This is a genomic window from Croceicoccus hydrothermalis (assembly GCF_022378335.1).
GTDB classification, from domain to species: Bacteria; Pseudomonadota; Alphaproteobacteria; order Sphingomonadales; family Sphingomonadaceae; genus Croceicoccus; species Croceicoccus hydrothermalis.
On the sequence record NZ_JAIQCI010000014.1, the window covers coordinates 62,968 to 84,990 of the forward strand.

General features: G+C 63.2%; 25 protein-coding genes. 7 read left to right on the forward strand and 18 right to left on the reverse strand.

The features are described 5' to 3' along the window. Positions 1–3 precede the first annotated feature (3 nt). The 3 genes from K4G67_RS09695 to K4G67_RS17670 form a co-directional block, all read right to left on the reverse strand. Positions 4–546: a DUF2271 domain-containing protein gene (locus K4G67_RS09695; RefSeq protein WP_239806178.1), complete on the reverse strand. Its 543-nt coding sequence runs from the start codon at positions 544–546 to the stop codon at positions 4–6. Between the two features lie 13 nt (positions 547–559). Then, on the reverse strand, positions 560–1,228 hold the full coding sequence (locus K4G67_RS09700; RefSeq protein ID WP_420830023.1) for a PepSY-associated TM helix domain-containing protein: 669 nt from the start codon (positions 1,226–1,228) through the stop codon (positions 560–562). Between the two features lie 256 nt (positions 1,229–1,484). Then, a complete protein-coding gene (locus K4G67_RS17670) occupies positions 1,485–1,934 on the reverse strand; it encodes a DUF2171 domain-containing protein (protein WP_338026420.1) in 450 nt (149 codons plus the stop codon). Here K4G67_RS17670 and K4G67_RS09710 point away from each other — a divergent pair. Continuing rightward, positions 1,933–2,301, forward strand: coding sequence for a DUF4440 domain-containing protein (locus K4G67_RS09710; protein ID WP_239806180.1), 369 nt, complete (start codon positions 1,933–1,935; stop codon positions 2,299–2,301). The two genes, K4G67_RS17670 and K4G67_RS09710, sit on opposite strands and share 2 nt — an antisense overlap. Before the next feature lie 184 nt (positions 2,302–2,485). On the opposite strand, the gene K4G67_RS09715 is transcribed toward K4G67_RS09710, so the two are convergent. Continuing rightward, a complete protein-coding gene (locus tag K4G67_RS09715) occupies positions 2,486–2,716 on the reverse strand; it encodes a DUF2171 domain-containing protein (protein ID WP_239806291.1) in 231 nt (76 codons plus the stop codon). A gap of 569 nt (positions 2,717–3,285) precedes the next feature. Between K4G67_RS09715 and K4G67_RS09720 the strand changes: the two genes are divergently transcribed. Further along, complete coding sequence (locus K4G67_RS09720; protein ID WP_239806181.1) at positions 3,286–4,332, forward strand: ribonucleotide-diphosphate reductase subunit beta; 1,047 nt, start codon at positions 3,286–3,288, stop codon at positions 4,330–4,332. A 78-nt stretch (positions 4,333–4,410) separates the two neighbouring features. Continuing rightward, positions 4,411–5,010: a hypothetical protein gene (locus K4G67_RS09725; RefSeq protein ID WP_239806182.1), complete on the forward strand. Its 600-nt coding sequence runs from the start codon at positions 4,411–4,413 to the stop codon at positions 5,008–5,010. Positions 5,011–5,085: 75 nt separating this feature from the next. Here the strand turns inward: K4G67_RS09725 and K4G67_RS09730 are convergent, their stop codons facing one another. Continuing rightward, positions 5,086–5,511 carry a hypothetical protein gene (locus tag K4G67_RS09730; protein ID WP_239806183.1) on the reverse strand — a complete coding sequence of 142 codons (426 nt, stop codon included), beginning with the start codon at positions 5,509–5,511 and terminating at the stop codon, positions 5,086–5,088. 87 nt (positions 5,512–5,598) lie between these two features. Between K4G67_RS09730 and K4G67_RS09735 the strand changes: the two genes are divergently transcribed. Further along, complete coding sequence (locus tag K4G67_RS09735; protein ID WP_239806184.1) at positions 5,599–7,245, forward strand: lysine--tRNA ligase; 1,647 nt, start codon at positions 5,599–5,601, stop codon at positions 7,243–7,245. A gap of 10 nt (positions 7,246–7,255) precedes the next feature. On the opposite strand, the gene K4G67_RS09740 is transcribed toward K4G67_RS09735, so the two are convergent. Continuing rightward, a complete protein-coding gene (locus K4G67_RS09740; protein WP_239806185.1) occupies positions 7,256–7,930 on the reverse strand; it encodes a prolyl hydroxylase family protein in 675 nt (224 codons plus the stop codon). A gap of 74 nt (positions 7,931–8,004) precedes the next feature. On the opposite strand from K4G67_RS09740, the gene K4G67_RS09745 reads away from it, so the two are divergent. After that, entirely contained in the window at positions 8,005–8,559 is a 555-nt protein-coding gene (locus K4G67_RS09745) for a cytochrome b (RefSeq protein WP_275588817.1), read from the forward strand. 43 nt (positions 8,560–8,602) lie between these two features. Here the strand turns inward: K4G67_RS09745 and K4G67_RS09750 are convergent, their stop codons facing one another. From K4G67_RS09750 to K4G67_RS09790, 9 genes are all read right to left on the reverse strand, one after another. Continuing rightward, on the reverse strand, positions 8,603–9,613 hold the full coding sequence (locus K4G67_RS09750) for an RcnB family protein (protein ID WP_239806187.1): 1,011 nt from the start codon (positions 9,611–9,613) through the stop codon (positions 8,603–8,605). A gap of 173 nt (positions 9,614–9,786) precedes the next feature. After that, complete coding sequence (locus K4G67_RS09755; RefSeq protein ID WP_239806188.1) at positions 9,787–10,554, reverse strand: SDR family NAD(P)-dependent oxidoreductase; 768 nt, start codon at positions 10,552–10,554, stop codon at positions 9,787–9,789. Next, positions 10,551–11,084, reverse strand: a complete 534-nt coding sequence (locus K4G67_RS09760) for a VOC family protein (protein WP_239806189.1) — start codon at positions 11,082–11,084, stop codon at positions 10,551–10,553. The genes K4G67_RS09755 and K4G67_RS09760 overlap by 4 nt, the downstream gene beginning before the upstream one ends. A 12-nt stretch (positions 11,085–11,096) precedes the next feature. Next, positions 11,097–12,518 carry a 2-oxo acid dehydrogenase subunit E2 gene (locus K4G67_RS09765; RefSeq protein ID WP_239806190.1) on the reverse strand — a complete coding sequence of 474 codons (1,422 nt, stop codon included), beginning with the start codon at positions 12,516–12,518 and terminating at the stop codon, positions 11,097–11,099. 15 nt (positions 12,519–12,533) lie between these two features. Next, positions 12,534–13,547, reverse strand: coding sequence for an alpha-ketoacid dehydrogenase subunit beta (locus tag K4G67_RS09770; protein WP_239806191.1), 1,014 nt, complete (start codon positions 13,545–13,547; stop codon positions 12,534–12,536). 17 nt (positions 13,548–13,564) lie between these two features. Beyond that, positions 13,565–14,536, reverse strand: coding sequence for a thiamine pyrophosphate-dependent dehydrogenase E1 component subunit alpha (locus K4G67_RS09775; RefSeq protein ID WP_239806192.1), 972 nt, complete (start codon positions 14,534–14,536; stop codon positions 13,565–13,567). 25 nt (positions 14,537–14,561) lie between these two features. Next, complete coding sequence (locus tag K4G67_RS09780) at positions 14,562–15,770, reverse strand: acyl-CoA dehydrogenase family protein (protein WP_239806193.1); 1,209 nt, start codon at positions 15,768–15,770, stop codon at positions 14,562–14,564. Position 15,771: 1 nt separating this feature from the next. Further along, the gene (locus K4G67_RS09785) at positions 15,772–16,917 is read right to left on the reverse strand and encodes a thiolase family protein (protein WP_239806194.1); all 1,146 of its coding nucleotides are present in this window, start codon (positions 16,915–16,917) and stop codon (positions 15,772–15,774) included. Further along, positions 16,914–17,309 carry a Zn-ribbon domain-containing OB-fold protein gene (locus K4G67_RS09790; protein WP_239806195.1) on the reverse strand — a complete coding sequence of 132 codons (396 nt, stop codon included), beginning with the start codon at positions 17,307–17,309 and terminating at the stop codon, positions 16,914–16,916. The genes K4G67_RS09785 and K4G67_RS09790 overlap by 4 nt, the downstream gene beginning before the upstream one ends. Positions 17,310–17,464: 155 nt before the next feature. Between K4G67_RS09790 and K4G67_RS09795 the strand changes: the two genes are divergently transcribed. Together K4G67_RS09795 and K4G67_RS09800 are read left to right on the forward strand one after the other, a co-directional pair. Further along, a complete protein-coding gene (locus K4G67_RS09795; RefSeq protein WP_239806196.1) occupies positions 17,465–19,108 on the forward strand; it encodes a GMC family oxidoreductase in 1,644 nt (547 codons plus the stop codon). A gap of 26 nt (positions 19,109–19,134) precedes the next feature. Beyond that, positions 19,135–19,911, forward strand: coding sequence for an alpha/beta fold hydrolase (locus K4G67_RS09800; RefSeq protein ID WP_239806197.1), 777 nt, complete (start codon positions 19,135–19,137; stop codon positions 19,909–19,911). A gap of 6 nt (positions 19,912–19,917) precedes the next feature. Here K4G67_RS09800 and K4G67_RS09805 read toward each other — a convergent pair whose 3' ends face one another. The 3 genes from K4G67_RS09805 to K4G67_RS09815 are packed head-to-tail and all read right to left on the reverse strand — an operon-like array spanning position 19,918 to position 21,967. Further along, positions 19,918–20,514, reverse strand: a complete 597-nt coding sequence (locus K4G67_RS09805) for a GNAT family N-acetyltransferase (protein WP_239806198.1) — start codon at positions 20,512–20,514, stop codon at positions 19,918–19,920. Continuing rightward, complete coding sequence (locus K4G67_RS09810) at positions 20,511–21,593, reverse strand: alpha/beta fold hydrolase (RefSeq protein ID WP_239806199.1); 1,083 nt, start codon at positions 21,591–21,593, stop codon at positions 20,511–20,513. The genes K4G67_RS09805 and K4G67_RS09810 overlap by 4 nt, the downstream gene beginning before the upstream one ends. Continuing rightward, positions 21,590–21,967 carry a poly(R)-hydroxyalkanoic acid synthase subunit PhaE gene (locus tag K4G67_RS09815; protein ID WP_239806200.1) on the reverse strand — a complete coding sequence of 126 codons (378 nt, stop codon included), beginning with the start codon at positions 21,965–21,967 and terminating at the stop codon, positions 21,590–21,592. Before K4G67_RS09815 ends, K4G67_RS09810 begins: the two co-directional genes overlap by 4 nt. Positions 21,968–22,023: the final 56 nt, after the last annotated feature.

Below are 22,023 nucleotides of genomic sequence, written 5' to 3' on the forward strand. Positions count from 1 at the left end.
GGGTCATGGATTGATGGTGAGCGTGACGGTGCCGAGTTCCTTCGAACCCTTTGCCGATTTGGCGATGCGTCCGCCGCCCCAGCGGAACGGGATCGACACGATCTCGCGCCCGCCAACCTCGCGCGCGGCCTCGACGCGAAGGACGTAGTTTCCGGCGGACAGTGCACGGGCGGCGCGGGCGGGCACCTTGATCGCGTGGCGGCCGGGCGCGCGGGTCGGCCCGGAAATCCCGTTTATGGGCAAGTCAAGCGATCGGCCCGACTTGCGCCACCAGGTCCGGATGTCGCTCAACCATTTGCGCCCTTCGCCTCCACGCATGTCGGTATCGTACCACACGGCGACATCGGCGACGGCCTTGCCCGATCCGTCCTCGATCCATGCGGCGAGATAGGGGCGGTGATATTCCGCCACCGAAAGGCGGGGAATTTCCACGCCTACGGTCATGTCCTGTGCGGCGGCGGGCGCGACGGCGAATGTGGAGCCGAGCAGGCCGACCGTGACGCGCGCCGCGATGCGCGCATGGGGGGCGGGGGTGGAAAAATGCATCGTCGCGTCGACCTCAATGTTGGATGAAAATGATGATGAGCAGCGCCGGTATGGCAAACCCCGCCCCGACCAGCGGCCAGGTCGAACGCCGTTTCTTCGCATGGAGCCAGAGCAGGAACAGCCCGCTCAAGGCAAAAACGAAGCAGGCGATGGAGAATATATCGATGAACCAGCCCCATGCCGTGCCGGTATCGCGCGCCTTGTGCAGATCGTTGAGATAGGAGATCCAGCCCCGGTCGGTGCGTTCCATGATGACGTCGCCGGTCGGCAGATCGAACGCCACCCATCCGTCGCCGCCGGGGCGGGGGAGGGGGACGTAGACTTCCTGTTCCGACCATTCGGCGGCGCGCCCGGCGAGCGCGGCATCCAGCGTTTCGCGCGACCATTGCACGATCGATGCGGGCATTTGCGGATCGTCTTCGCGCTGCGCCGCCTGAAGAGCGCGGAGCAGGGAGGGTTGCAGCGTGTCCTCGACCGTGACCACGACGGGGTCGGCGGAAATGTCCGCGGCGTGGTTCAGGGTGATGCCGGTAAAGGCGAAAAGCAGCAATCCGACGAGACAGATCGCGCTGCTGATCCAGTGCCAGAGGTGAAGCTGTTTCGACCAGAAGGGGGAGACGCGGCGCCCCCGTGCCGCCGCCCGTCGCGGTGGCGCAGCAGGCTGCGCACCGGGCGCGGGCATGCCGCCCGCGTCGGCTGTCGCCGGAAACGCACGGGGTGAGCGCATGGATTGATTCGTCGAGGTCATCGACGGCGTGTTAGCTGTTATTGCGAAAGATATGCAATAGCGAGTTTTGCAAGGCGCGCGCAATACCGGCCGCGAAGGGCGCTGGCGGCAGAAACGACTGGACCCCGGATCTCGCCAAAACGAGATCCGGGGTCCTTTTGCTACGTCCCGCGCGGGGCGTAGAAACTGTTTGGCCGTTCAGGTCAGGCGATCAGCCTTTGACGCCCTGGGGAATGACGGCGCTCGCCTTGAGATAGACGCGGTTGTCGTCGATCTTCTCCACCTCGTCGAGCGAGATGAAATGGTGCATGTTGTCACCGGCGTCGGACTTCGTCAGCTTGATGCGGTTGTCTTCGACGTCGTCCACGGTGCCCACATGCTGACCATTGATGTCGGCAACTTCCATGTGTTCCTTGATGCGGATCTTCTCGAACATAAAAACCTTCTTTCTTTTTTTGTGTGCTGCCTTGTTGCGGCGCTTGTATGATAAACGGACGGATCGCCGCATCGGTCCACGCTTCACCGTGTAAAACGCTCGCTTCGTGGCGTGGCCCCGCGTTGGTCGGATAGGAACCGCCCGCCGCCCGTTCCCTGCCCGCAACCCGATGAAAAAAAAGCCGCATGGCACCACATGCCGCGCGGCGGGATAAGGAGCAAACATGGACGACGATCGTATCTGGACATTCGAGGAAGAGCTGTGGACCGGCGGCAAGGATGCATATGAACGCAAGGTCGGCGATGAATGCCTGATGGCGTTGCCGACGATGCCTTTCGTGTTCGATGGCCGCGCCGCGAAGAACGCGGTTGAGGACACGCCGAGCTGGGAAAAGGTCAGCTTCGAGGACACGAGCGTCGAACGGCCGCAGGAAGGGTTGATCGTGATTGCCTATCGTGCGCGTGCATCGCGCGGCGATGAAACCTATCACGCGGTATGCACGAGCACGCTGATGCGGATCAAGCATGAGGAATGGAAAGTCGTACAGCATCAACAGACGCCGTTCGACACCAATGTCGCATCGCCGGATTGATCCCGCGATCACGCGAATTTGAAAAGGCCGGGCGGATCGACCGCCCGGCCTTTTCATGGGCGGGTTCGTGTCCGCCGGGACATGGCAAATGCCCCTCCCTCGATGAAGAGGAAGAGGCATTCCCGTGGCCCCGAACCGCCAGAAGGGCCAACGGTATTCGTAAGGCGTCGTTCGCGAAAAGGGGTCAGCGCCCCTGTTCTTCCTCGAACTGCACCGCATTGGCGCCGGTGGCGGACAGGCGGACGATATCGCCCTCCACATCCGAGACGAGGCCGATTGCGATGTAATGGTGGTGCCCGGCATGGCTTTGCTGTTCGAAACCGGCGCTGGCGCTGTCCTTGGTCAGCTTGATCCGGTCGCCCTCGACCCGGTCCACGGTTCCGACATGCGCACCATCGGCGCCCACGACCTGCATATGCTCGCGGATGCGGCCCGTGTCGGCGGGCGCGCTTACGGGTGTGGTGGACGCAGGTGCGGCGCGGGCATTTTCACCGTTGCGCGATTCGCCTTCCTTCACACCGGTGCGTTCGGGTTCAATTCCGTTTTCCTGGGCCCAGCGACCGCCGCTATTGGTGGCGGCGCCGGTGACCTTGCGGGAATCGTTCGGTTCGTATTCGCCCATCGTCACACACTCCGCTTTGCTGCTGTTTTATTCTGGTCGCCGCCCGGCGCGCGAAGGGGGAGCGCAGCCAGACGACTTGCTGTAAAAAGCGCATGGAGATGGCTTCGGTTCCGGCGGTTTCGCCTTGATTGCGCCGCATTTCCGCCTTTTGCCGACGAGCCGACATGCACGTGCGACCGGAGGAAAAATTGCGGCTTTCACCGGTAATCCACTGCCATCCGCCGCAAAGGGGATGCATAGCGGCAAATCTGTTGTTAAACACAAGATCAAGCGCAGCGGAGCCGATCCGACCCGCTGTATCGTGTGCCTCATGCGTATGGGGCGCAGCTGCCGTTCTGACCGTTACGAAAGAAGCCCCGCCCATGTCGCTGACCGAAGCCCGCAAGACCTACAAGCCGTTCGAATATCCGTGGGCCTATGATTTCTGGAAGCGTCAGCAGCAATTGCACTGGCTGCCGGAGGAGGTGCCGCTGGGCGAGGATTGCCGCGACTGGGCACAGAAGCTGACCCCGCACGAACGCAACCTGCTCACGCAGATCTTCCGCTTCTTCACCCAGGCCGATGTCGAGGTGCAGGATTGCTATCACGACAAATATGGCCGGGTGTTCAAGCCGACCGAGGTCAAGATGATGCTGACCGCGTTCTCCAACATGGAGACGGTGCATATCGCGGCCTATTCCCACCTTCTCGACACCATCGGCATGCCCGAAAGCGAATATGGCATGTTCATGGAATATGCCGAGATGAAGGACAAGCACGACTATCTGCAACAGTTCGGCGTCGACACGGACGAGGATATCGCCCGCACGCTCGCGATGTTCGGCGGCTTTACCGAAGGGCTGCAGCTGTTCGCCAGCTTTGCCATGCTGATGAACTTCCCCCGCTTCAACAAGATGAAGGGCATGGGGCAGATCGTGTCCTGGTCGGTGCGCGACGAATCGCTGCACTGCGAAGGGATCATTCAGCTGTTCCACGCCTTCTGCGCCGAACGCGGCTGCCTGACGCGCAGCGTGAAGGAAGACATCATGGACGCGTGCCAGAAATCGGTGCGGCTCGAGGATGCGTTCATCGATCTCGCGTTCGAGCAGGGGCCGGTGACCGGCATGACGGCCAAGGACATCAAGAAATATATCCGCTACATCGCCGACTGGCGGCTGGGGCAACTGGGCCTGCCGGCGATCTACATGATCGAGGAACACCCGCTGCCGTGGCTGACCCCGCTGCTCAATGGCGTGGAGCATGCCAATTTCTTCGAAACGCGCGCCACCGAATATTCGAAGGCCGCGACGAGGGGCAACTGGAACGACGTGTGGGCCAGCTTCGACAATCGCAAGGCGAAGGCCAACGATACCGAAGAGGCGCAGGACGACGGCCCGGGTCTTTTCGGCGAGGTGCAGGCGGCGGAGTAACGCCTGCGGGAACCGTGCCACGGTCAGTCCGTTCATCATCCGGAAAGGTCGAAAGTCACGACTTTAACAGGAGAGAACATGGCCGACGCACCCGCACCTCGCAAACGTCCGAACTGGCTCTGGATCGTCATACTGGCGCTTCTGGCCTTGCTCGCGCTGCTCTGGATCTTCGGGGCGTTCGGCGGCAACACGGATGCCGAGCCGGATCTTGCCGAGGCGGTCGGCGTCGAGGACGCAGGCACCGAAGTGTATGAACCCGCCGTCACCGGCGACATGGACACCACCACCGGTGCGGCGACGGGCGAAATCGACGTGACCGGCGCCGAAACCGATCCCGCCACGCTCGCCACCCTGCCCGACATGGTTGGCGAAACGATCGCGTACAGCAATCTGCTGGTCAATCGCGTGATCGGGGACGAGGCGTTCACCATCGGGACGGGGTCGTCGGAAACGCTGGTCCGCTTTGACGAGAAGCGCACGCCAAACACCGCGATGGAAGGCAATGTCGACGTCAATCCCGGCGCGACCGTTTCGATGCGCGGCGAGGTGCGGAGCCTTTCCGACGATACGGACCTCCCGGCGAGTGTGCGCAACGATCTTTCGGCGGGGCGCGGCGTGTATATCTGGGCGACCGACGTACGCTGGCCGCGCGAAGTGACCATCGATCGTCAGCCGTAAGCCACACGCGAAACCACGCAAAAAGGGCGGCCCCCAAATGGGAGGCCGCCCTTTTTCATGTGCGCTTGCCGGCCGTCACTGCGCGACCGTGATATCCTCGATCCGCGTGATCACGGCATCGCCGCACACCACGTCGACATAGGCGTAGGATTGATAACCCGGTACCGCCTCCCCGCGCACGGGATGCCAGCCGGCCGCCTCGTTCGAAGGCTCCACCGAAAGACGCATGATCTGTCCGGGCGGCTGCATCCGGTTCGTCGGCCCTTGCGTCAACGACACGCTCGCCCGTTCGGGCAGAAGCGCCTCGCCCTGCACGATGAGCGTGGGGCGCGCATCCGGCCCCGGCATCGCATTGACGAACGCGGTCCAGTTGCGCGTTTCGGTCGGGCAGACCGGCACGGCCATCACCTGCTCCTCATCATTGCCGGTCATGGCCGTCGTGCATCCCGTCACCATGGTCCCGACGGCCAGTGCCGCCGCGATGCGTCCCGTGTTCTTCATCTCTTTCGTTCCTCTGATCGAATGCGCGCCTGTTCCCTGGCCATCGCGCTCTTGCGATTCGCGGCGCAGGGATGCAAGGCATCGGCCATGAGCGATAGCACGAACGACATGAATGGCACGCTGCGCGATGCCGCCGCCGCGTCCAAGGCCTGGCCTTTTGAGGAGGCGCGCCGGATCGTCAAACGCTATCCCGGCGGCAAGCGTGACGCGGACGGCAATCTGGTGCCCGTATTGTTCGAAACGGGATACGGGCCGAGCGGGCTGCCGCATATCGGCACGTTTCAGGAGGTTTTGCGCACGACGCTCGTCCGCCGCGCTTACGAGGCGCTCACCGGCGGGCATCCGACCCGGCTGGTGGCCTTCAGCGACGACATGGATGGCCTGCGCAAGGTGCCGGACAACGTGCCGAACGCCGCCGCCCTCGCGGATCAGCTGGGCAAGCCATTGTCCCGCATCACCGATCCGTTCGGCGAACATGACAGCTTTGCCGCGCACAACAATGCGATGCTGCGCGCGTTTCTCGACCGGTTCGGCTTCGATTACGAGTTCATCGCGGCATCGGACCGGTACGGTTCCGGCGGTTTCGACGATGCGCTGCGCAATGTGCTGCGCCAGTATGACAAGATCATGGGCGTCATGCTGCCCACCCTGCGCGCCGAACGGGCGGCGACCTATTCGCCGGTCCTGCCGATCAGCCCGACAAGCGGCCGCGTGCTTCAGGTCCCGGTCGAGGTCGTCGATGCCGAGGCGGGCCTTGTCAGTTTCGAGGATGAGGGCGAGACGATCGAGCATTGCGTGCTGGGCGGCGGCGCCAAGCTGCAATGGAAGGTCGATTGGGCCATGCGTTGGGTCGCGCTCGGCGTCGATTACGAGATGTATGGCAAGGACCTCACCGACAGCGGCGTGCAATCGGGCAAGATTGCCAAGATCCTGGGCGGGCGCAAGCCGGAGGGGCTGATTTACGAGCTGTTCCTCGACGCCCGGGGCGAGAAGATTTCCAAGTCCAAGGGCAATGGCCTCACCATCGACGAATGGCTGCGCTATGGCAGCGAGGAAAGCCTGGGCTTCTACATCTATCGCGAGCCCAAGAGCGCAAAGCAGCTTCACATCGGCGTCATTCCCAAGGCCGTCGACGAATATTGGCAGTTCCGCGAAAAGCTTGCCGAGCAACCGATCGAGCAGAAGCTCGGCAATCCGGCCTGGCACACGTTGCGCGCGAATACCGGCGGGGCAGGGGCCGACGCACCGGGCGAGGGCGACAGCCTTCCCGTGACCTACGGGCTCTTGCTCAATCTGGTCAGCGTGCTCGGCGCGCAGGCCGATGCCGATCAGGTATGGTCCTATCTCGGCAATTACATCGCCGATGCCTCGCCCGCGGCGCATCCCGACCTTGCCGTGCTGGTGGACCGGGCGCTCGCCTATAACCGCGATTTCGTGGCGCCCACGATGCAGCGTCGCGCGCCGGAGCCGAACGAGGCCGCCGCGCTCGCCGCACTGGATGCCGAACTCGCCACGCGGGGCGAGGATACGCCGGCCGAGGAATTGCAGAATCTCGTCTATGAAATCGGCAAGCGCGAGGAATTCGGGTTCGAGAAGCTGCGCGACTGGTTCCGCGCGCTTTACGAAACCCTGCTCGGCAGTGCGCAGGGGCCGCGCATGGGCAGCTTCATCGCGCTATACGGCGTCGGCAACAGCAGGGCGCTGATCGCGGAGGCCATCGCCCGCAAACCGTGAGGCGCGGCGTTCAGTACCAGCGCCGGCTGCGATACCAGCGGGTCACGACATATTTGACCCCGGCGAGCACCGGCGTCCCGGCGTGCAGCGTATCGACATTGGGCGTCCCGTCGTCGAGCGCGTTGTTCCATGCGACCAACGTGCCGCGCTGCGGCGGGATGGACACGTTGACGCGCGGAAAATCGGTCGTGCCGCCTTCCTCCACATCGTTGAGATAGACCATCAGAGTCCAGGCCCGCTGTCCCCCCGTGGCGACCTTCTCGGTCCAGTAGGGCGCGTCGGTATCGAACCAGTCGTGGTGCGCCTTGAACTGCTGCCCCACCTCGTATCGCTGTCCCTGAAGCGTTTCGCCGAAATTCTCCTCCACGCCGAGCAGATCGTCCATGCGCCGGTGCAGCATACGGATGAACGGGTCCGACGGGTCCATGTCGCCGGAATAGCTGGTGCGGGCGGACCGCCCGTAATCGACATCGAACACGGGCGAGGGGCGCGCGACCCGGTCGATCATGCCGCAAAGCCGGTCGCATTCCTCCGCCGAGAAGAAATCGGCCACGCCGAACAGCTGCAGGTTTTCATCGACGAGCTTCTCGACCGAGCTATCGGCCTCCAGCCGGGCGAGAACATGCCGGTTCAGCGCGGCAATCTCGCGCTGATTGTCTTCATCGATCTGGGAGACTCTGGCCATGGAATCCTTCGTTCGTGGATGGCGCCCGGAAATTCTGCATTGTTCCTCTATGCCAGGGTGATAAACATGAAACCATGGACAGGATCAACACCCCGCATGACCGCTATTCTAGCGTTGCCATCGCGCTCCATTGGATCATGGCCGTGTTGATCATCGGCAACTGGTTCATTCCCATCCTGACCGAAGAGATGCCGCAGGACGTGCACCGCGCCGCGATGGGGTGGCACACGGCGATCGGCATCACCGTGCTCCTCCTTGCCGTCGTGCGCATCGCATGGCGCATCGTGCATCCGCGCCCCCCGCTGGAGCCCGGCGTGCGGCCGTGGGAGCGGGCGCTGGCGAAAACGACCTACACGCTTTTCTATATCCTGATCGTGGCGATTCCGGTGGCGGGGTGGATCATGGTTTCGGCGGGGAATGAGGGGATCGCGGCGAATATTTTCGGCATCCTCGTGCCGACACTTCCCATCGCGAACGAATCCGCCGGGGGGGTCGCCCATGAAATGCATGAAATCCTGGCGTTTTTCCTGGCCGGGCTGGTCGTGCTGCACGTGGCGGGCGCGTTGAAGCATCATTTCGTCGATTCCGACGGGACGCTGGCCCGCATGGTGCCCTTCTTGCGCCGATAGGGACCGGCCCCGTGCGCCGTTTGCGGGCGCGGGGCGGGGCTGCCTACCAAAAGAAATCGTGGATGACGTCGACGATGCGGCCATTGAACGTATCGACGAGCAGCACATCGTCGTAATACCGGATCCAGCGGTAATCGCCATAGACCGACGGCAGGCGATAGCGCCACGGATCGTTGATCCAGTAACGCTGGCTATAAAAAGGCGCACCGATCGAAAAGCCGATGTTGAACCGGTTGTAGCGCCAGTCGCGATAGGGCGGGGCGTAACGGCTCACGCGGTAAAGCCGGCGGTTCGCCATGCGGTAGCGTTGCCAGTCATAACGATCGCTGTCGCGCCAGCGCCGGTCCCATCGCTGCCCTGCGTGGCGATCCCCGCGCCAGTCCCTGTCACGCCAATTGCGATCGTTCCGATCGTCGTCGCGGTTTCGCCAATCGCGCCCATCTCGCCGATCGCGCCTGTCCCAACGGTCCTGCCGGTCGTCACGATCCCGCCAGTTCCCGCCATCGCGCCGCTCGCCGCCGTCATTGTCGCGCCAGCGGTCACGATCCCGGTCGCGATCGTCCCGACGTTCATCGCGGCGGTCATCGCGGCCTCGATCATCGTCCCGGTCGCGAAGGCGATCGTCCGTATTACGGTTCCAGCGGTCGCGCCCGTCCCTCCACCCGCTCTGACCCGTTTGCGCGGCGGCGGCGTCGCGAATGGTGCGGCGATGCTGCACCGCGGCGTCTCTGGCCCGCTGCGCCGGGGGGGCGGCGCTGCGTTCCGCCTGCCTGTCCGTACGGCGCGCGGGGCGGTTGGCGGCAGGGGCAGCGCGCTCGCCCGTGCGGCGGCCGGATACGTCGTTGCGAGGCTCTCGCGGGATGTCCCGCCCGATGGTGCGGTCTGGTCGCATGCCGCGTTCCGGGGCCATTGCGGCGCGATACGCGTCGGCAAAGGGCGCCATGATACCGGCGGCGTCGAACCCGTGCGAAGCGTGGGCGGGAGGGGCGGCGGCAATCATGCTGGAGGCCAGCGCGGTGGCCGCCATGGCTTTCAATCGTTCGGCCTTTTTCATGCAAAGCTTCCTCGGCTGCAACGCGCCCCTCGCCGCGCTGGTGGCTATGATGTTTCGATCATAACATGGCGGTCTGTCGCGACCGTGAACCAGCCTGCCGATAATCGTTCAGTATGAATACCTAGATCCTGAACGACGCCGCATCGTCCGAAAATGCGCCAATCCCCATGAAGTCAGAGCGACGTGACGAGATGGCCACCGTCCACCGGGATCACGGCTCCCGTCATGTAGCTGCCCGCGTCTGAGCATAGCAGAAGCAAGGGACCGTCCAGCTCGTGCAGATCGCCGGTGCGGCGCTGCGGTATGGATTTCACGAAACGCTGCCCATCCTCGCTATCGAGGAAATCCGAATTGATGTCGGTGCGAAAGTAGCCGGGCGCGATGGCATTGACGCGAATGCCATGCCGCGCGAGTTCAAGTGCCATGTTCTTCGTCATTTGCACGACCCCCGCCTTCGATACGGCGTAGGCGGTAAGATGATACCCCTGACGCAGTCCGAGGATGGAGGCGGTGTTGACGATGCTGCCGCCCTTACCGCGATCGCGCATCGCCCTCGCCGCTGCCTGCGCCATCGCGAACGCGCCGTTGAGATTGACCGACAGCACATGATCGAACGTGGCGCTGTCCTGATCGAGTACGGGGGCCGCTTCGGTCATGCCGGCATTGTTCACCAATATGTCGAACGTGCCCATCTCCTGCGCCGCGGCAATCGCGCGTTCGGGACCGTCCGCACAGGTGACATCCATCGCGACGGTACGGACCTCGATGTCGAACTGGCGCAATTCCCGCGCTAGCGTGTCGAGCCGGTCGGCCCGCCGCGCGGCGAGCGCGACATGCGCGCCGTTTCGGGCAAGAACCCGCGCGAAATGGGCGCCGAGCCCGCTCGACGCGCCCGTGATCAACGCCACCTTTCCGGTCAGATCGGCCGAAATTCCCGTCACAGCTTACGCAACGGATCGGTGCCGTCCCAATTGGCCGCCGTATTGCGAATATGCGCGAAGAATTCGGCGCCGCCTTCGTCCAGCTTCACATATTCGACAACCCCGCCGGGGCCGAAGCCGGGATCGGCATAGATGACAGCACCCGATTTTCCGACGGTTCCTTCGACCAGGATTTCCGCGCCTGCGTCCCTGCATGCACGATACGCGTCCTCTATATCGTCCACGACGATACATACGTGCTGCACCCGGTCGTGAACCGCATGTTCGCCGGTATAATGGGCAGGAGCGTCGTTTTCGGGGCGCACCAGCTCGATCTGCATGTCGTTCCAATAGGCGATGGCAACGCTGAACACCGCGTCGGTGGGTTGCCCCTTGTACTTCATATCGCCGAGCTGAATGTTTTCGAGCAGAAAGAACGGACCGACACCCATCGTCTTTGTCCAGTATTCGATCGCGTCGTCGAAATCCGCGGGCAGATAGGCAAGCTGCATGATTTCGCCGATACTGGCGAGGCTTCCGGCCTTTGGCATCGTCTCTCTCCCTTATCCGAACAGTTGCTCGGGATTTTCCAGCAATGTCTTGAACGTCTGCAGGAACTGCGCCCCGGTCGCACCGTCTATCGCGCGGTGGTCGACCGACAGGGTAAAGGACATGCGGGTTTCGAATGCGATCGCGCCATCCTCCGTCTCGACTGGTACGCGCTTCGACGTACCCACCGAAAGGATCGCGCCCTGCGGCGGATTGATGATCGCATCGAAATTCTCGATCCCGAACATGCCGAGGTTCGACACGGTGAACGTGCCGCCGTCCATATCCTCGTAACCGAGCGCGCCCTCCTTCGCCTTTTCGATCACGCCTTTCGTGGCATTCGCGATCTGGTTAATACGCATGCGGTTTGCCTGACGGATGATCGGCGTGACGAGCCCTTTGGGGCTGGCGACGGCGACGGACACGTCGGCATGGGCGAAACGGTGCACCGCATCGCCATGCAATTGCACGTTGACGTCCGGGTGCCGCGCCAGCGCGCGTGCGGCGGCCATCACAATGAGATCGTTGACCGACGCCTTGCACCCCAGCACGAGATTGGCCGCCTTGCGTATCTCCGGCATCGGATCGGCATTCACGCTGATCCTGAGATAGAAATGCGGAATCTCCTGCTTTGCCGCGGTCAGGCGTTTGGCCACGACCTTTCGGATCCTGTCGAACGGAACGATCTCCGCATCGTTCGCGACAAGCCGGAACGGCGCGCCCGAAACGGCACCGCCATCCTCGTCCGGCATTTTTGCCAGCACGTCCTTTTTTGAAATACGCCCGCGCGGTCCCGTTCCGCCGATCGAGGACAGGTCGATATCGTGGAGCGCCGCGATCCTTCGGGCGAGCGGGGAGGCAAAGATCGCATCCTCATTCGGCAGGACGGTCGTGCCTCGGGGCTTTGCCGTGTTCGGCCCGTGTATCGCCTGGTGCACATCCTGATAGGTGATGCGCCCTTCGCGGCCCGATCCCTCGATCCCGGAGATATCGACGCCTTCCTCTTCGGTGAGTTTGAGCGCCTCCGGGCTGCTTGGCCGGTTTGTGTCGATCTTCACGCGTGCTTTCGGCTCGGCTGTCTCCGGCTCGGGTGCGGGTTCGGGGGCGCTTTTCTCCGGGTCGGATTTCGCCGCGCCGCCGCCGGGTTTGAAATTCGCGATGAAGGTTTCCACCTCCTCCTCGCTCGCATCTGCGCCGTCGTCGAACACGGCGAGGAGGGCGCCCACCGGCAGTTCGGCGCCCGCCTCGGCGATGACGCGGCGAACCTTCGCGCCATATTCGGCATCGACCTCATTGGTGATCTTGGCCGTCTCGATCGAACAGATCGTATCGCCCTTTGCAAAGTCCTCCCCTTCCTTCACCTGCCATTCGGCGATGGTGCCCTCTGTCATTTCTATGCCCCATTTGGGCATGGTGAACGCGCGTAGCCTGGCCATGTTCGATCCCCTTCCTCAGCGATAGTCCAATGCCTTGCGAACGGCGGTCTCGATCTTGCCCGGGTCGGGCAGATAGGCGCTTTCCAGTTCGCGGGCGAAGGGGACGGGGGTGTGCGGAGCAGTCACCATCTGCGGCGGCGCCTTCAAACTGGCGAAGGCCTTGCCGGAGGCAAGCGCGACGATATCGGTGGCAAGGCTGCACCGGGGCGGCGCCTCGTCCACCACGACGAGCCGGCCCGTCGTCTCGACGGAATCGAGCACGGCTTCCTCGTCGAGCGGGCTCGTCGTGCGAAGGTCGATTACGTCGCAACCGATGCCATCCTTGGCGAGCGTATCGGCGGTCTTTTCCGCCAGGCCCACCATCATGCCGGTCGCGACGATAGTCACGTCCTCGCCCGCACGGGCAAGCCGGGCATGGGCGAAGGGAATGGTGAAATCGGGATCGTCCGATACTTCCCCCGACAGGCCATAAAGCGCCTTGTGTTCGAGGAAGATCACCGGGTCATCCTCCCGGATCGCTTCGCGGAGAAGGCCCACGACATCGCCCGGTGTCGAGGGCATCACGACCTTGAGCCCCGGCATCCCGGTCAGGATCTGATGCACCGACTGGCTGTGTTGTGCCGCCGCGTTGAACCCTGCGCCATAGACCATGCGGATGATGGCGGGGCATTTCGACTTGCCGCCGAACATGTAGCGGAACTTCGCGATCTGGTTCCAGATCTGGTCGAGCGAGACACCGATGAAATCCGCGAACATCAATTCCGCGATCGGCCGTTTCCCGGTGAGCGCGAGTCCGCCCGCCGCGCCGACGATGGCGCTTTCCGATATCGGCGTGTCGATCACCCGGTCGGCGCCGAACGCGTCGTAGAAACCGGTGGAGGTCGACCATATGCCGCCGATGGCTTCCGGCCCGCCAGCCGTGCCCATGCCGCCGACGATATCTTCGCCCAGTACGACGACGTTCTCGTCGCGCTCCATTTCCTGAAAGATCGTTTTGCGAACCGCGTCGCGGTAAACCATTTTAGCCATCTGCGCGATCCTGTGATTCAGTAGCTGATGTATACGTTTTTATGAACGTCGTCGGGCGTGGGTCGCGGCGCGCCGCGGGCCTCTTCGACCGATTCCTCGATCAGCTGGAGCACCTCCTCGTCGACCTTGTCGAGATCGGCAGCGTCGAGCAGACTGGCCTCCGTCACCTTCTTGCGAAAATTGACGATGCAATTGCGTTCTTCCCAAAGCCGGTCGAGCTCGCCATCGCCGCGATAACGCTGCGGGTCGCCCTCGAAATGGCCGTAGAACCGCTCGGTATCGAATTCGACGGACGCCGGGCCGTTGCCCGCGCGGACATACTCCAACACCTCGCGCATGGTGTCGTACACGGCGAAGAAATCGGTGCCGTCGGCGCGCCAGACCTTCATGCCGAAAGCCTCCGCGCGGCTGGCGATGTCCTTGTTGGTGCCGACGGCGTAATCGACGCCGGTATGTTCGGAATAATGATTGTTCTCGAACACGAAAATGCACGGTGCCTTGGTCACGACGGCGAAATTCATCGCCTCGAACGTGGTGCCCTGATTGCATGCGCCGTCGCCCGAAAAGGCGATCGAAACATTGCCGTTGCCGTTGATCTTGGCGGTAAGCGCCGCGCCCACGGCGATGGGTGCGCCCGCGCCGACGATGCCATTGGCGCCCAGCATGCCCTTGTCCGTGTCGGCGATGTGCATCGAACCGCCCTTGCCATTGCAAAGCCCGTCCTGGCTGCCCCAGATTTCCTTCATCATCCCCTTCACGTCGCACCCCTTGGCCAGACAATGGCCGTGGCCGCGATGGGTCGACACGATCTTGTCGTTGTCGGACAGATGTTCGCAAACGCCGACCGCGACGGCTTCCTGACCGCAATAAAGATGGGTGAAACCGGCGATTTCCCCGGTGGCGATTTCCTCGTGCAGCCTTTCCTCGAACTCGCGGATGATCTTCATCCGCCGATAGGCTTGCAGCAGGTCTTCTCGGCTTAGCTGCATCTCACTCTCCCGTTGTTTTCGCCGTTCACAGACCGAGAACGGTCTTGGCGATTATCGTTGATTGCACTTCGTTCGTACCGCCGAATATGGTCCATGCCCGGCTGTTGAGATAGCGGGCCGATGCGACCTGTGCATCGGGGGAACATAGCGGGTCGGGCGCATTCTCGCCGTAGAGCGGGCGCGCATTGGGAAGCTGAAGCCCCGCCGGCCCGTAGAGATCGACCGCCAGCAGGTCGATGTCCTGCCGCAGGTTCGATGCGATCATCTTCGTGAGCGAGGTCTGCGGACCCGGTTCGCGGCCATTCGCGATCTCGGCGAGGATCTTCAGCTCGATCATTTCCAGCGCATCGACCTCCAGCCGCAGTTTCGCCACCCGACGCTGCCAGTCGCGGTCGTCGGAAAGCTTGCCGCCCCTGCCATCGGGCTGCTCCGCCGCCGCGATCATGACCTGTTCGATGTCATAGGCAAGCTTGGGTGCGTGACACGATCCGCCCCGTTCGTTTTCGAGCAGGAATTTCGCGATCGTCCACCCCTGGCCTTCCTCCCCGACGAGATTCGCGGCCGGCACGCGCACGTTCTCGAGGAACACCTGATTGACTTCGTGATCGCCGGCCAGCGTCACGATCGGACGGATCTGCACGCCCGGATCGTCGAGATCCATGAGCAGGAAGGAAATGCCCGCCTGTTTCCGGCCGTCCGTATTCGTGCGCACGAGCAGAAACATGCGGTTGGCGAAATGGGCATGGGTGGTCCAGATCTTCGACCCGCTGATCACGTAATCGTCGCCGTCGCGCACCGCCCGGCAGGAAAGCGAGGCGAGATCGGACCCGGCATTGGGTTCGGAAAATCCCTGGCACCAGTAATCCTGTCCCGAAAGGATGCGCGGCAGATATTCGCGGCGCTGTTCCTCCGTCCCGAAATTGAAGATGACCGGCGCCACCAGTTTCAGCCCCAAAACGGTGAGGTTTGGCGCCCCTGCAAGCGCGCATTCCTTTTCGAAGATATAGCGCTGCGTCGAGGTCCAGCCGGTGCCGCCATATTCCTCCGGCCATTGGTAGCCGAGCCAGCCCATGTCGGCGAGGATCGCGTTCCAGTCCTGCCCCACGTCGGGTTCGACGAACACGGTAGGCGAGCTGGCGGCGCCGCGCTTGATCCGGTCGGGCAGATTGTCGCGAAGGAACGCGCGAACCTCGTCGCGAAAGGCGATTTCCTGCGATGAGAGATCGATATCCATGTTAACGTTCCAGAATGGTCACGGCAGAAACGCCGGGTGCGCCATAGACATGGCTGTAAGCGGTTTTCGGGGCGCCGGGCACTTGTCGCGGACCGCCGTCGCCGCGCAATTGCACGACATTTTCGTAAACCTGGCGAAGCCCCGACGCGCCGATCGGTTCGCCGCAAGCAAGACAGCCGCCATCGGTGTTGACCGGCAGGCGGCCATCGATTTCGGTCCATCCCTCGCGAAGATAGCGTTCCTGCTCACCATCTGCGACGAAGCCGTTTTCGGCCATGTGCATCAATTCGGCGCCCGCTTCGGTATCCTGCAATTGTGCGATGGCGATTTCTTCGGGACCGATGCCGGCGATTTCGAATGCATCGCGGCTGGCGATATTCGTGGCGGAACCGCCGCGCTCGACGTCGATGGACGGAGCAAACACCTCGAAACTGCCGGGCGGGCGGGTGCGCATCGTCGCGGCTTTCAACCTCACGATCGGCTTGCCAAGCTCGCGCGCTTTCTTCTCGCTCGCAAGGATCAACGCGACGCCGCCCTCTGCAGGCGAGCAGAACATGTATTTCGAATAAGGGTCCGACACCATCGGCGCATCGAGAATGACGTCCAGCGGGACCGGTTCGCGCCGCCAGGCATGGGGCGCCCTTGCTCCGTTGCGAAATGCCTTTTCCGCAACCCGGCCCAGCGTTTCGCGCGAAATCCCGTGGAGATGCATGTAGCGCATGATCTTCATGGCGAAGAATTGCGTCGTCACCATGTATCCCGCATCGCCGTACCATTCGGGAAGGTTGTATTCCGAAGGTTTTGCGTCGAACGCGCCGCGCGGATGCTTGTCGAACCCGACGGCAAGGCCGATGTCCGCCTCGCCCGCCTTGATCGCCATCTGTGCCGAGAACAGCGCCGATCCGCCCGCCGCGCACCCGTTGCGCACATTGATGAACTGCGCACCGGTCAGGCCAAGCTGCTCCACCATCGTATCGGGATTGCCGGCCGCATCCGACGCGCCATACGCGAAATCGACGTCTGTCCATTCGATCCCGGCGTCGGACAGAGCGTCGCGCACGGCATAGACGCCCTGTTCGAGACCCGAACGTTGCTCGGTCCGGCCGAAGGGGTGAATGCCGATACCCACGATGCAAACGTCGGTCATGCCGCTACTCCCTCGGGCCGGAAGGCGGGGATGGCGACGCCTTGTGCCGCATCGAGGTCGAGCGGTACCTGCGTCAGTACGAGCGCCATGCCGATTTCGATGTCGCCGAAATCCACGTCGGTGAGCCGCGCCTCCACAATGGTTTCGCCCGGCAATTCGACATAGCCGATCGCCCATGGGGTGAATGCCTCGGGTCCGGCATAGGGCGGCGATTTCGGCCGGAAACGCTGTATCGTGTAGCTCCACAAGGTCCCGGTCCGCGACAGGGGATAGGGTTCGAAACGCTCGCCCGGCGGGCAGGGGAACACGATGCGCCCGGTCTCGCGGTTGCGGCCGCCGACCAATCGCGGCGGGGCGTCCTTCGTGAACAGTCCTTGGGCGATGGGTTGCATGGTGATCCTCGAAAGCCTGCGATTGGGTTGCGGGGAAACGCCCGCCAATCCGTTCGGGCAAACTAAAGCGCAAAGCGGCCCGGTTGGCAGGCTCCCTAAAACGATAGGGTGTGCGCGCGCATGGCTGTGCAAGGGTGCGCGCCGAGGAGAATGCGATGAGCGAGCTTTGGGACTACATCATAATCGGTGCGGGGTCTTCGGGCTGTGTCCTTGCCGAGAAACTGAGTGTGGACGGACGCTCTCGCGTGCTCGTGCTGGAGGCCGGGGGCGAAGCTTCGTTCTGGAACCATATCCCCAAGGGCGTCGCCAGGCTGGTGAAGGACCCCGCCAAGATCTGGATGTACAAGGTCACGCAGCCCCGCGACTATGTCGATGGCGAGGATGGCGACGATGGCGACCCGCCGGGCGAATTCTGGATCAGGGGAAAGGGGCTTGGCGGGAGTTCAGGTGTCAACGGCATGATCTGGAGCAGGGGGGAACCTGCCGATTATGACGCGTGGGAAAACGATTACGGTGCCACCGCATGGAACGGCGATGCCATGACGCAGGCGTTCCGCAGCCTGGAGGACCACGCCGATGGCGCATCGGACACAAGAGGCGAAGGCGGGCCGGTGCATGTCGATCCGCAAATCTACAGCTATCCGCTTGCCCAAGACATGATCGCCGCAGGCGAGACGCTTGGCCTCAGACCCGTGCGCGATCTTAACGGGACGACCGGGCCAAGGGTCGGATATTACAGCCACAACATCAAGGCCGGGGTGCGGCAGAGCGCGGCGACCACATTCCTCGAACCGGCAAGGGCGCGGCCCAACCTCCGCGTCGTGACAGGCGCACTGGCGCAGCGGATCGTGATGGAAGAAGGCCGCGCCGTCGCTGTCGAGGCCCATATCGACGGCAAGCCGGCGCGGTTCGATTGCGCGGGCGAGATCGTCGTGTCGGCAGGGGCGATGGAAAGCCCGCTGCTGCTGCAACGCTCAGGCATTGGCGATCCCGAACGGCTGGTGCGCGCAGGCGTCGATCCGTTGGTAGATGCGCCCGACGTCGGGGAGAGGATGATCGAGCATCTCTCGCTTTCCATGCCGTTCCGCCTGGATGACGATAGGGGTACGCACCGCAATTTCTTCGGGCTGGGCCTGATGCGGGCGATGGCACGCTGGGCGATGCGGCGGGACGGCATCATGGCGACCGGCCCGTTCGAGGTCGGCGCGTTCGACAATGTATACCACCCCGACGGAAGGACGGATGCGCAATTCTATCTCGGTGCCTACAGCTTTGCGGTGGGCGGAGACAATGATCCGGTCCCGCTCGACAAGATCGACCGGCGGCCGGGCCTTACCATATATGGCTCGCTATTGCGTCTGACGAGCGAGGGTGCGTTGCGTATCACCGGTCCGGACGCGGGCGATCCGCCAAGAATTGAACCGAATTTCCTGTCGACCGAACATGACCGGCAAAGCGCGGTCGCCATTGTACGACGGATGCGCCAGCTCGTCCGGGCCGCGCCCCTCGGCCAAAGCGTTGGGCGCGAGGAGATCCCCGGCGATGACGTCGACGATGATGCGCAAATCCTGTCCGCGTTTCGGCGGCTGTCGTCCTGCGGGCTGCACGGCATTGGGACGTGCCGGATGGGAAGCGATCCGCGTGCCGTAGTCGATCCGCGGCTTCGCGTGAACGGGGTAGGGGGGCTTCGCGTGGTCGATTGTTCGGTGATACCGGGCCATGTCACGGGCAACACCAACGCGCCGGCGATGGCCATCGGCCTGCGCGCCGCCGATCTCATTCTCGAAGACCGCCCATAACGCGTTTTGCAAAAAGGAGGCCGACGATGGCACAAGGCAATACGATTACCCGGCCCTCCTATGGCTGGACGGCGCTCGAACCGGCGCGTTCGCTCTTGAATGTGGCGGCGCTCATGGCGAGCTGGCCCATGCTCGGTGCCGCGCCGCGTGGCGACGGGCACCCGGTCATGGTCTTGCCGGGATTTGCCACCAATGACGCGATGACGGCGTTGCTGCGCATGTTTCTCAAGCGGATCGGGTATGATGTGCACACGTGGGATCTGGGCTGGAACTTCGACCATCGCAGCACCGGCGAAAACGGCGAACATATCGCCGCCCGCATCGCTGCAATAGCGCGCCGGACCGGACGGAGCGTCAGCCTCGTGGGATGGAGCCTGGGCGGGGTCATCGCCCGCGAAGCCGCCCGCCGCGATCCCGCCGATGTGCGCCAGGTCATCGCACTGGGCAGTCCGTTTACCGGGAACCCGGATGCCACCAATCTGGGCGAGCTGTACGAATTGCTTACCGGCAATCGCGTGTCGGATATGGAGCGGCACCCGCGCTATGTCATGGGAGGCAGGCCGCTTTCGGTGCCGTCGACGGCGATCTACTCCAAAAGCGACGGCATCACTGCATGGGAAAACTGCGTCAGCGAGACCGACGCGCAAACCGAAAATATCGAGGTGTGGAGCAGCCATTTCGGTTTTATGGCCAACCCCGCGGTTCTTTATGCCGTGGCCGACCGGCTGGCCTGCGCAGAGGATGGCTGGACCCGGTTCGTGCCGGGCGGGCCATTTCGCGCGTTCTACTTTCCCACGACCTGAACGCGCTCAGTCGCCAGGGAAATTATCGGGCAGGCCATACACCTCGTGCGCGGACCGTAGCCGGTTCATGTCGAGTGCGAGTATGACGATGTCGTTCGTCACCCCGCGCGCATCGCGAACCTGGTTGCGCAGCAATGCTTCGGGACGAAAGCCCATATCCGCGAACAAGGAAAGGGCCGATGTCTGATCCGGCGTCATGCGCACGACAAGCCGCTCGATCCCGCTTTGCTGCGCAACATCCATGCTGTCCTGCGCCAGCGCACGGCCAAGCCCGCTTCCCCGCGCGTCGGGCGCGATGAGGATGCGGATCTCACCCACATGCGCCGACCAGCTCAATTCGTCGCGAACCAGCGCATTGCTGCCTACGACGCGGTCGCCGGAAAAGGCCAGCGTGCTGCGGATCGTGCCACGCTCGCATTGATCGAGCCAGGCATCGACGACCTTGGGATTGCGAATGTCGCGTTCCAGGAACATCAAATCGTGGAGGGGAATGTCGCGGGCAAAGGCGATGACCGCGTCGCGATCACGCCGATCTAGCGTGCGGAGTTTCCATTGCGCGTCATTGCGGTTTGCGCGTTCCCCGTTCGTCTTCGCGCCCGTCATACCGAACGCCTCGCCAGCCAGCTGTCGATATGCGGCCACAATCGTTTTACGGCCGCCGGCCCGGCAACGAGGCTAACATGCCCGCCCTTGGACACCAGATCATGCGTGTCGCGGGACGAGGTGTTCTCCATTAATGGCATCGTCGATTCCTTCTTGACCACATGATCGTGCACGGCGGTGATGTTGAGCACCGGCATCGAGATGTTGGACATGTCGGCAATCCGTCCTCCGATATCGAGCCGGCCCTCCGACAGCGCATTGTCCCAGAGCAGATCCTTGATAAGCTGCCGGAAATAGGTGCCGGGCACGGGCAGTGTTTCGGCCGCCCACCTGTCGAACATTCGATAGGATCGTACGAAATCGTCGTTCCACATATTGGACCATAAATGCATCTTTCCCGCCGTGCGATTGGCCGGGCGGGCAAGATCGAACGCGCCGAGCATGATGTCCGGCGGGATGACGTCGAGTTCCTCGACAAGATGTTCGAGATCGAAATGCCGCCGGTCCGCCCATTTCTGGAAAAGCGTCATGTGATGAAAGTCGACCGGCGTTGCAAAGGCGACGAGATTGCGCGCCGATGCGGTTCCGTAAAGCGCGGCGTGAATAACGGCGAGCGTTCCGCCCATGCAATATCCGGCCAGCGTCACCTGCGTTTCGCCGGTCAGCTCGCGAATGCGCGAAATGCTTTCGGGGATGAATCCGTCGACATAATCGCCAAGGCCGAGTTCCGCCTCGTCCCGGCGCGGCGGGTTCCAGTCGAGATTGAACACGTCAAACCCACGCTCGGCCATGAATTCGACGAAGCTCTGCCCCTTGGCGAGGTCGAAGATATAGCCGCGATTGCTCGGCGGCGACACGAGCAGAAGCGGCGTGCGGTATATCTCGTCGAGCACCGGGCGATAGCGATAGAGCACCGCCGTCCCCTTGCGATAGACGACATCCTTCGCCATCGCGCCGACCGGCTGCGTCCCGGCGGCAAGGAATTCGAGCCCCTTGATATTGCGTTTGATCGCACGGTCGATTTCGCGCCGGGCGAGTTCGGCGATCTCCTCGCCCGACGGCAGGGTCAGCGCGCTCACGATGCGCTATCGCTGGCGTCGCCTGCCGGCGGTTTGCGCGTGCGTCTGGGTTCGTTGCGGGCAATGGATTTGGCCGGGGTCTCGTCGCGTTCGACCGCGATGCGCAGGCGTTCCAGACCGTCTTCGAGCGACGCCATGCGTTCGGCGAGCTCCTGCATCTGAGAGCGGGTCGGCAGGTTCATGGATTGCAGCATCTTCTCCATCTGCTCGGTCATCGCCTTCTGCGCGACGACCGAATATTTGGTCGCCGGTCCCATTGCGGCGCTGAACTGTTCGGATTGCGTGACGCGGGTGGACCAGTCGTTCATTTCCTGCTCCCATGCTGCGACGAATTCCTGCCACAGGACGGTCGGACTTTTCGGCGGTTTCGGCATGTTCGGTCCTCTCGCGTAAAGACGATGCAACACGGGCGACCCGTTCGCCGCCATTC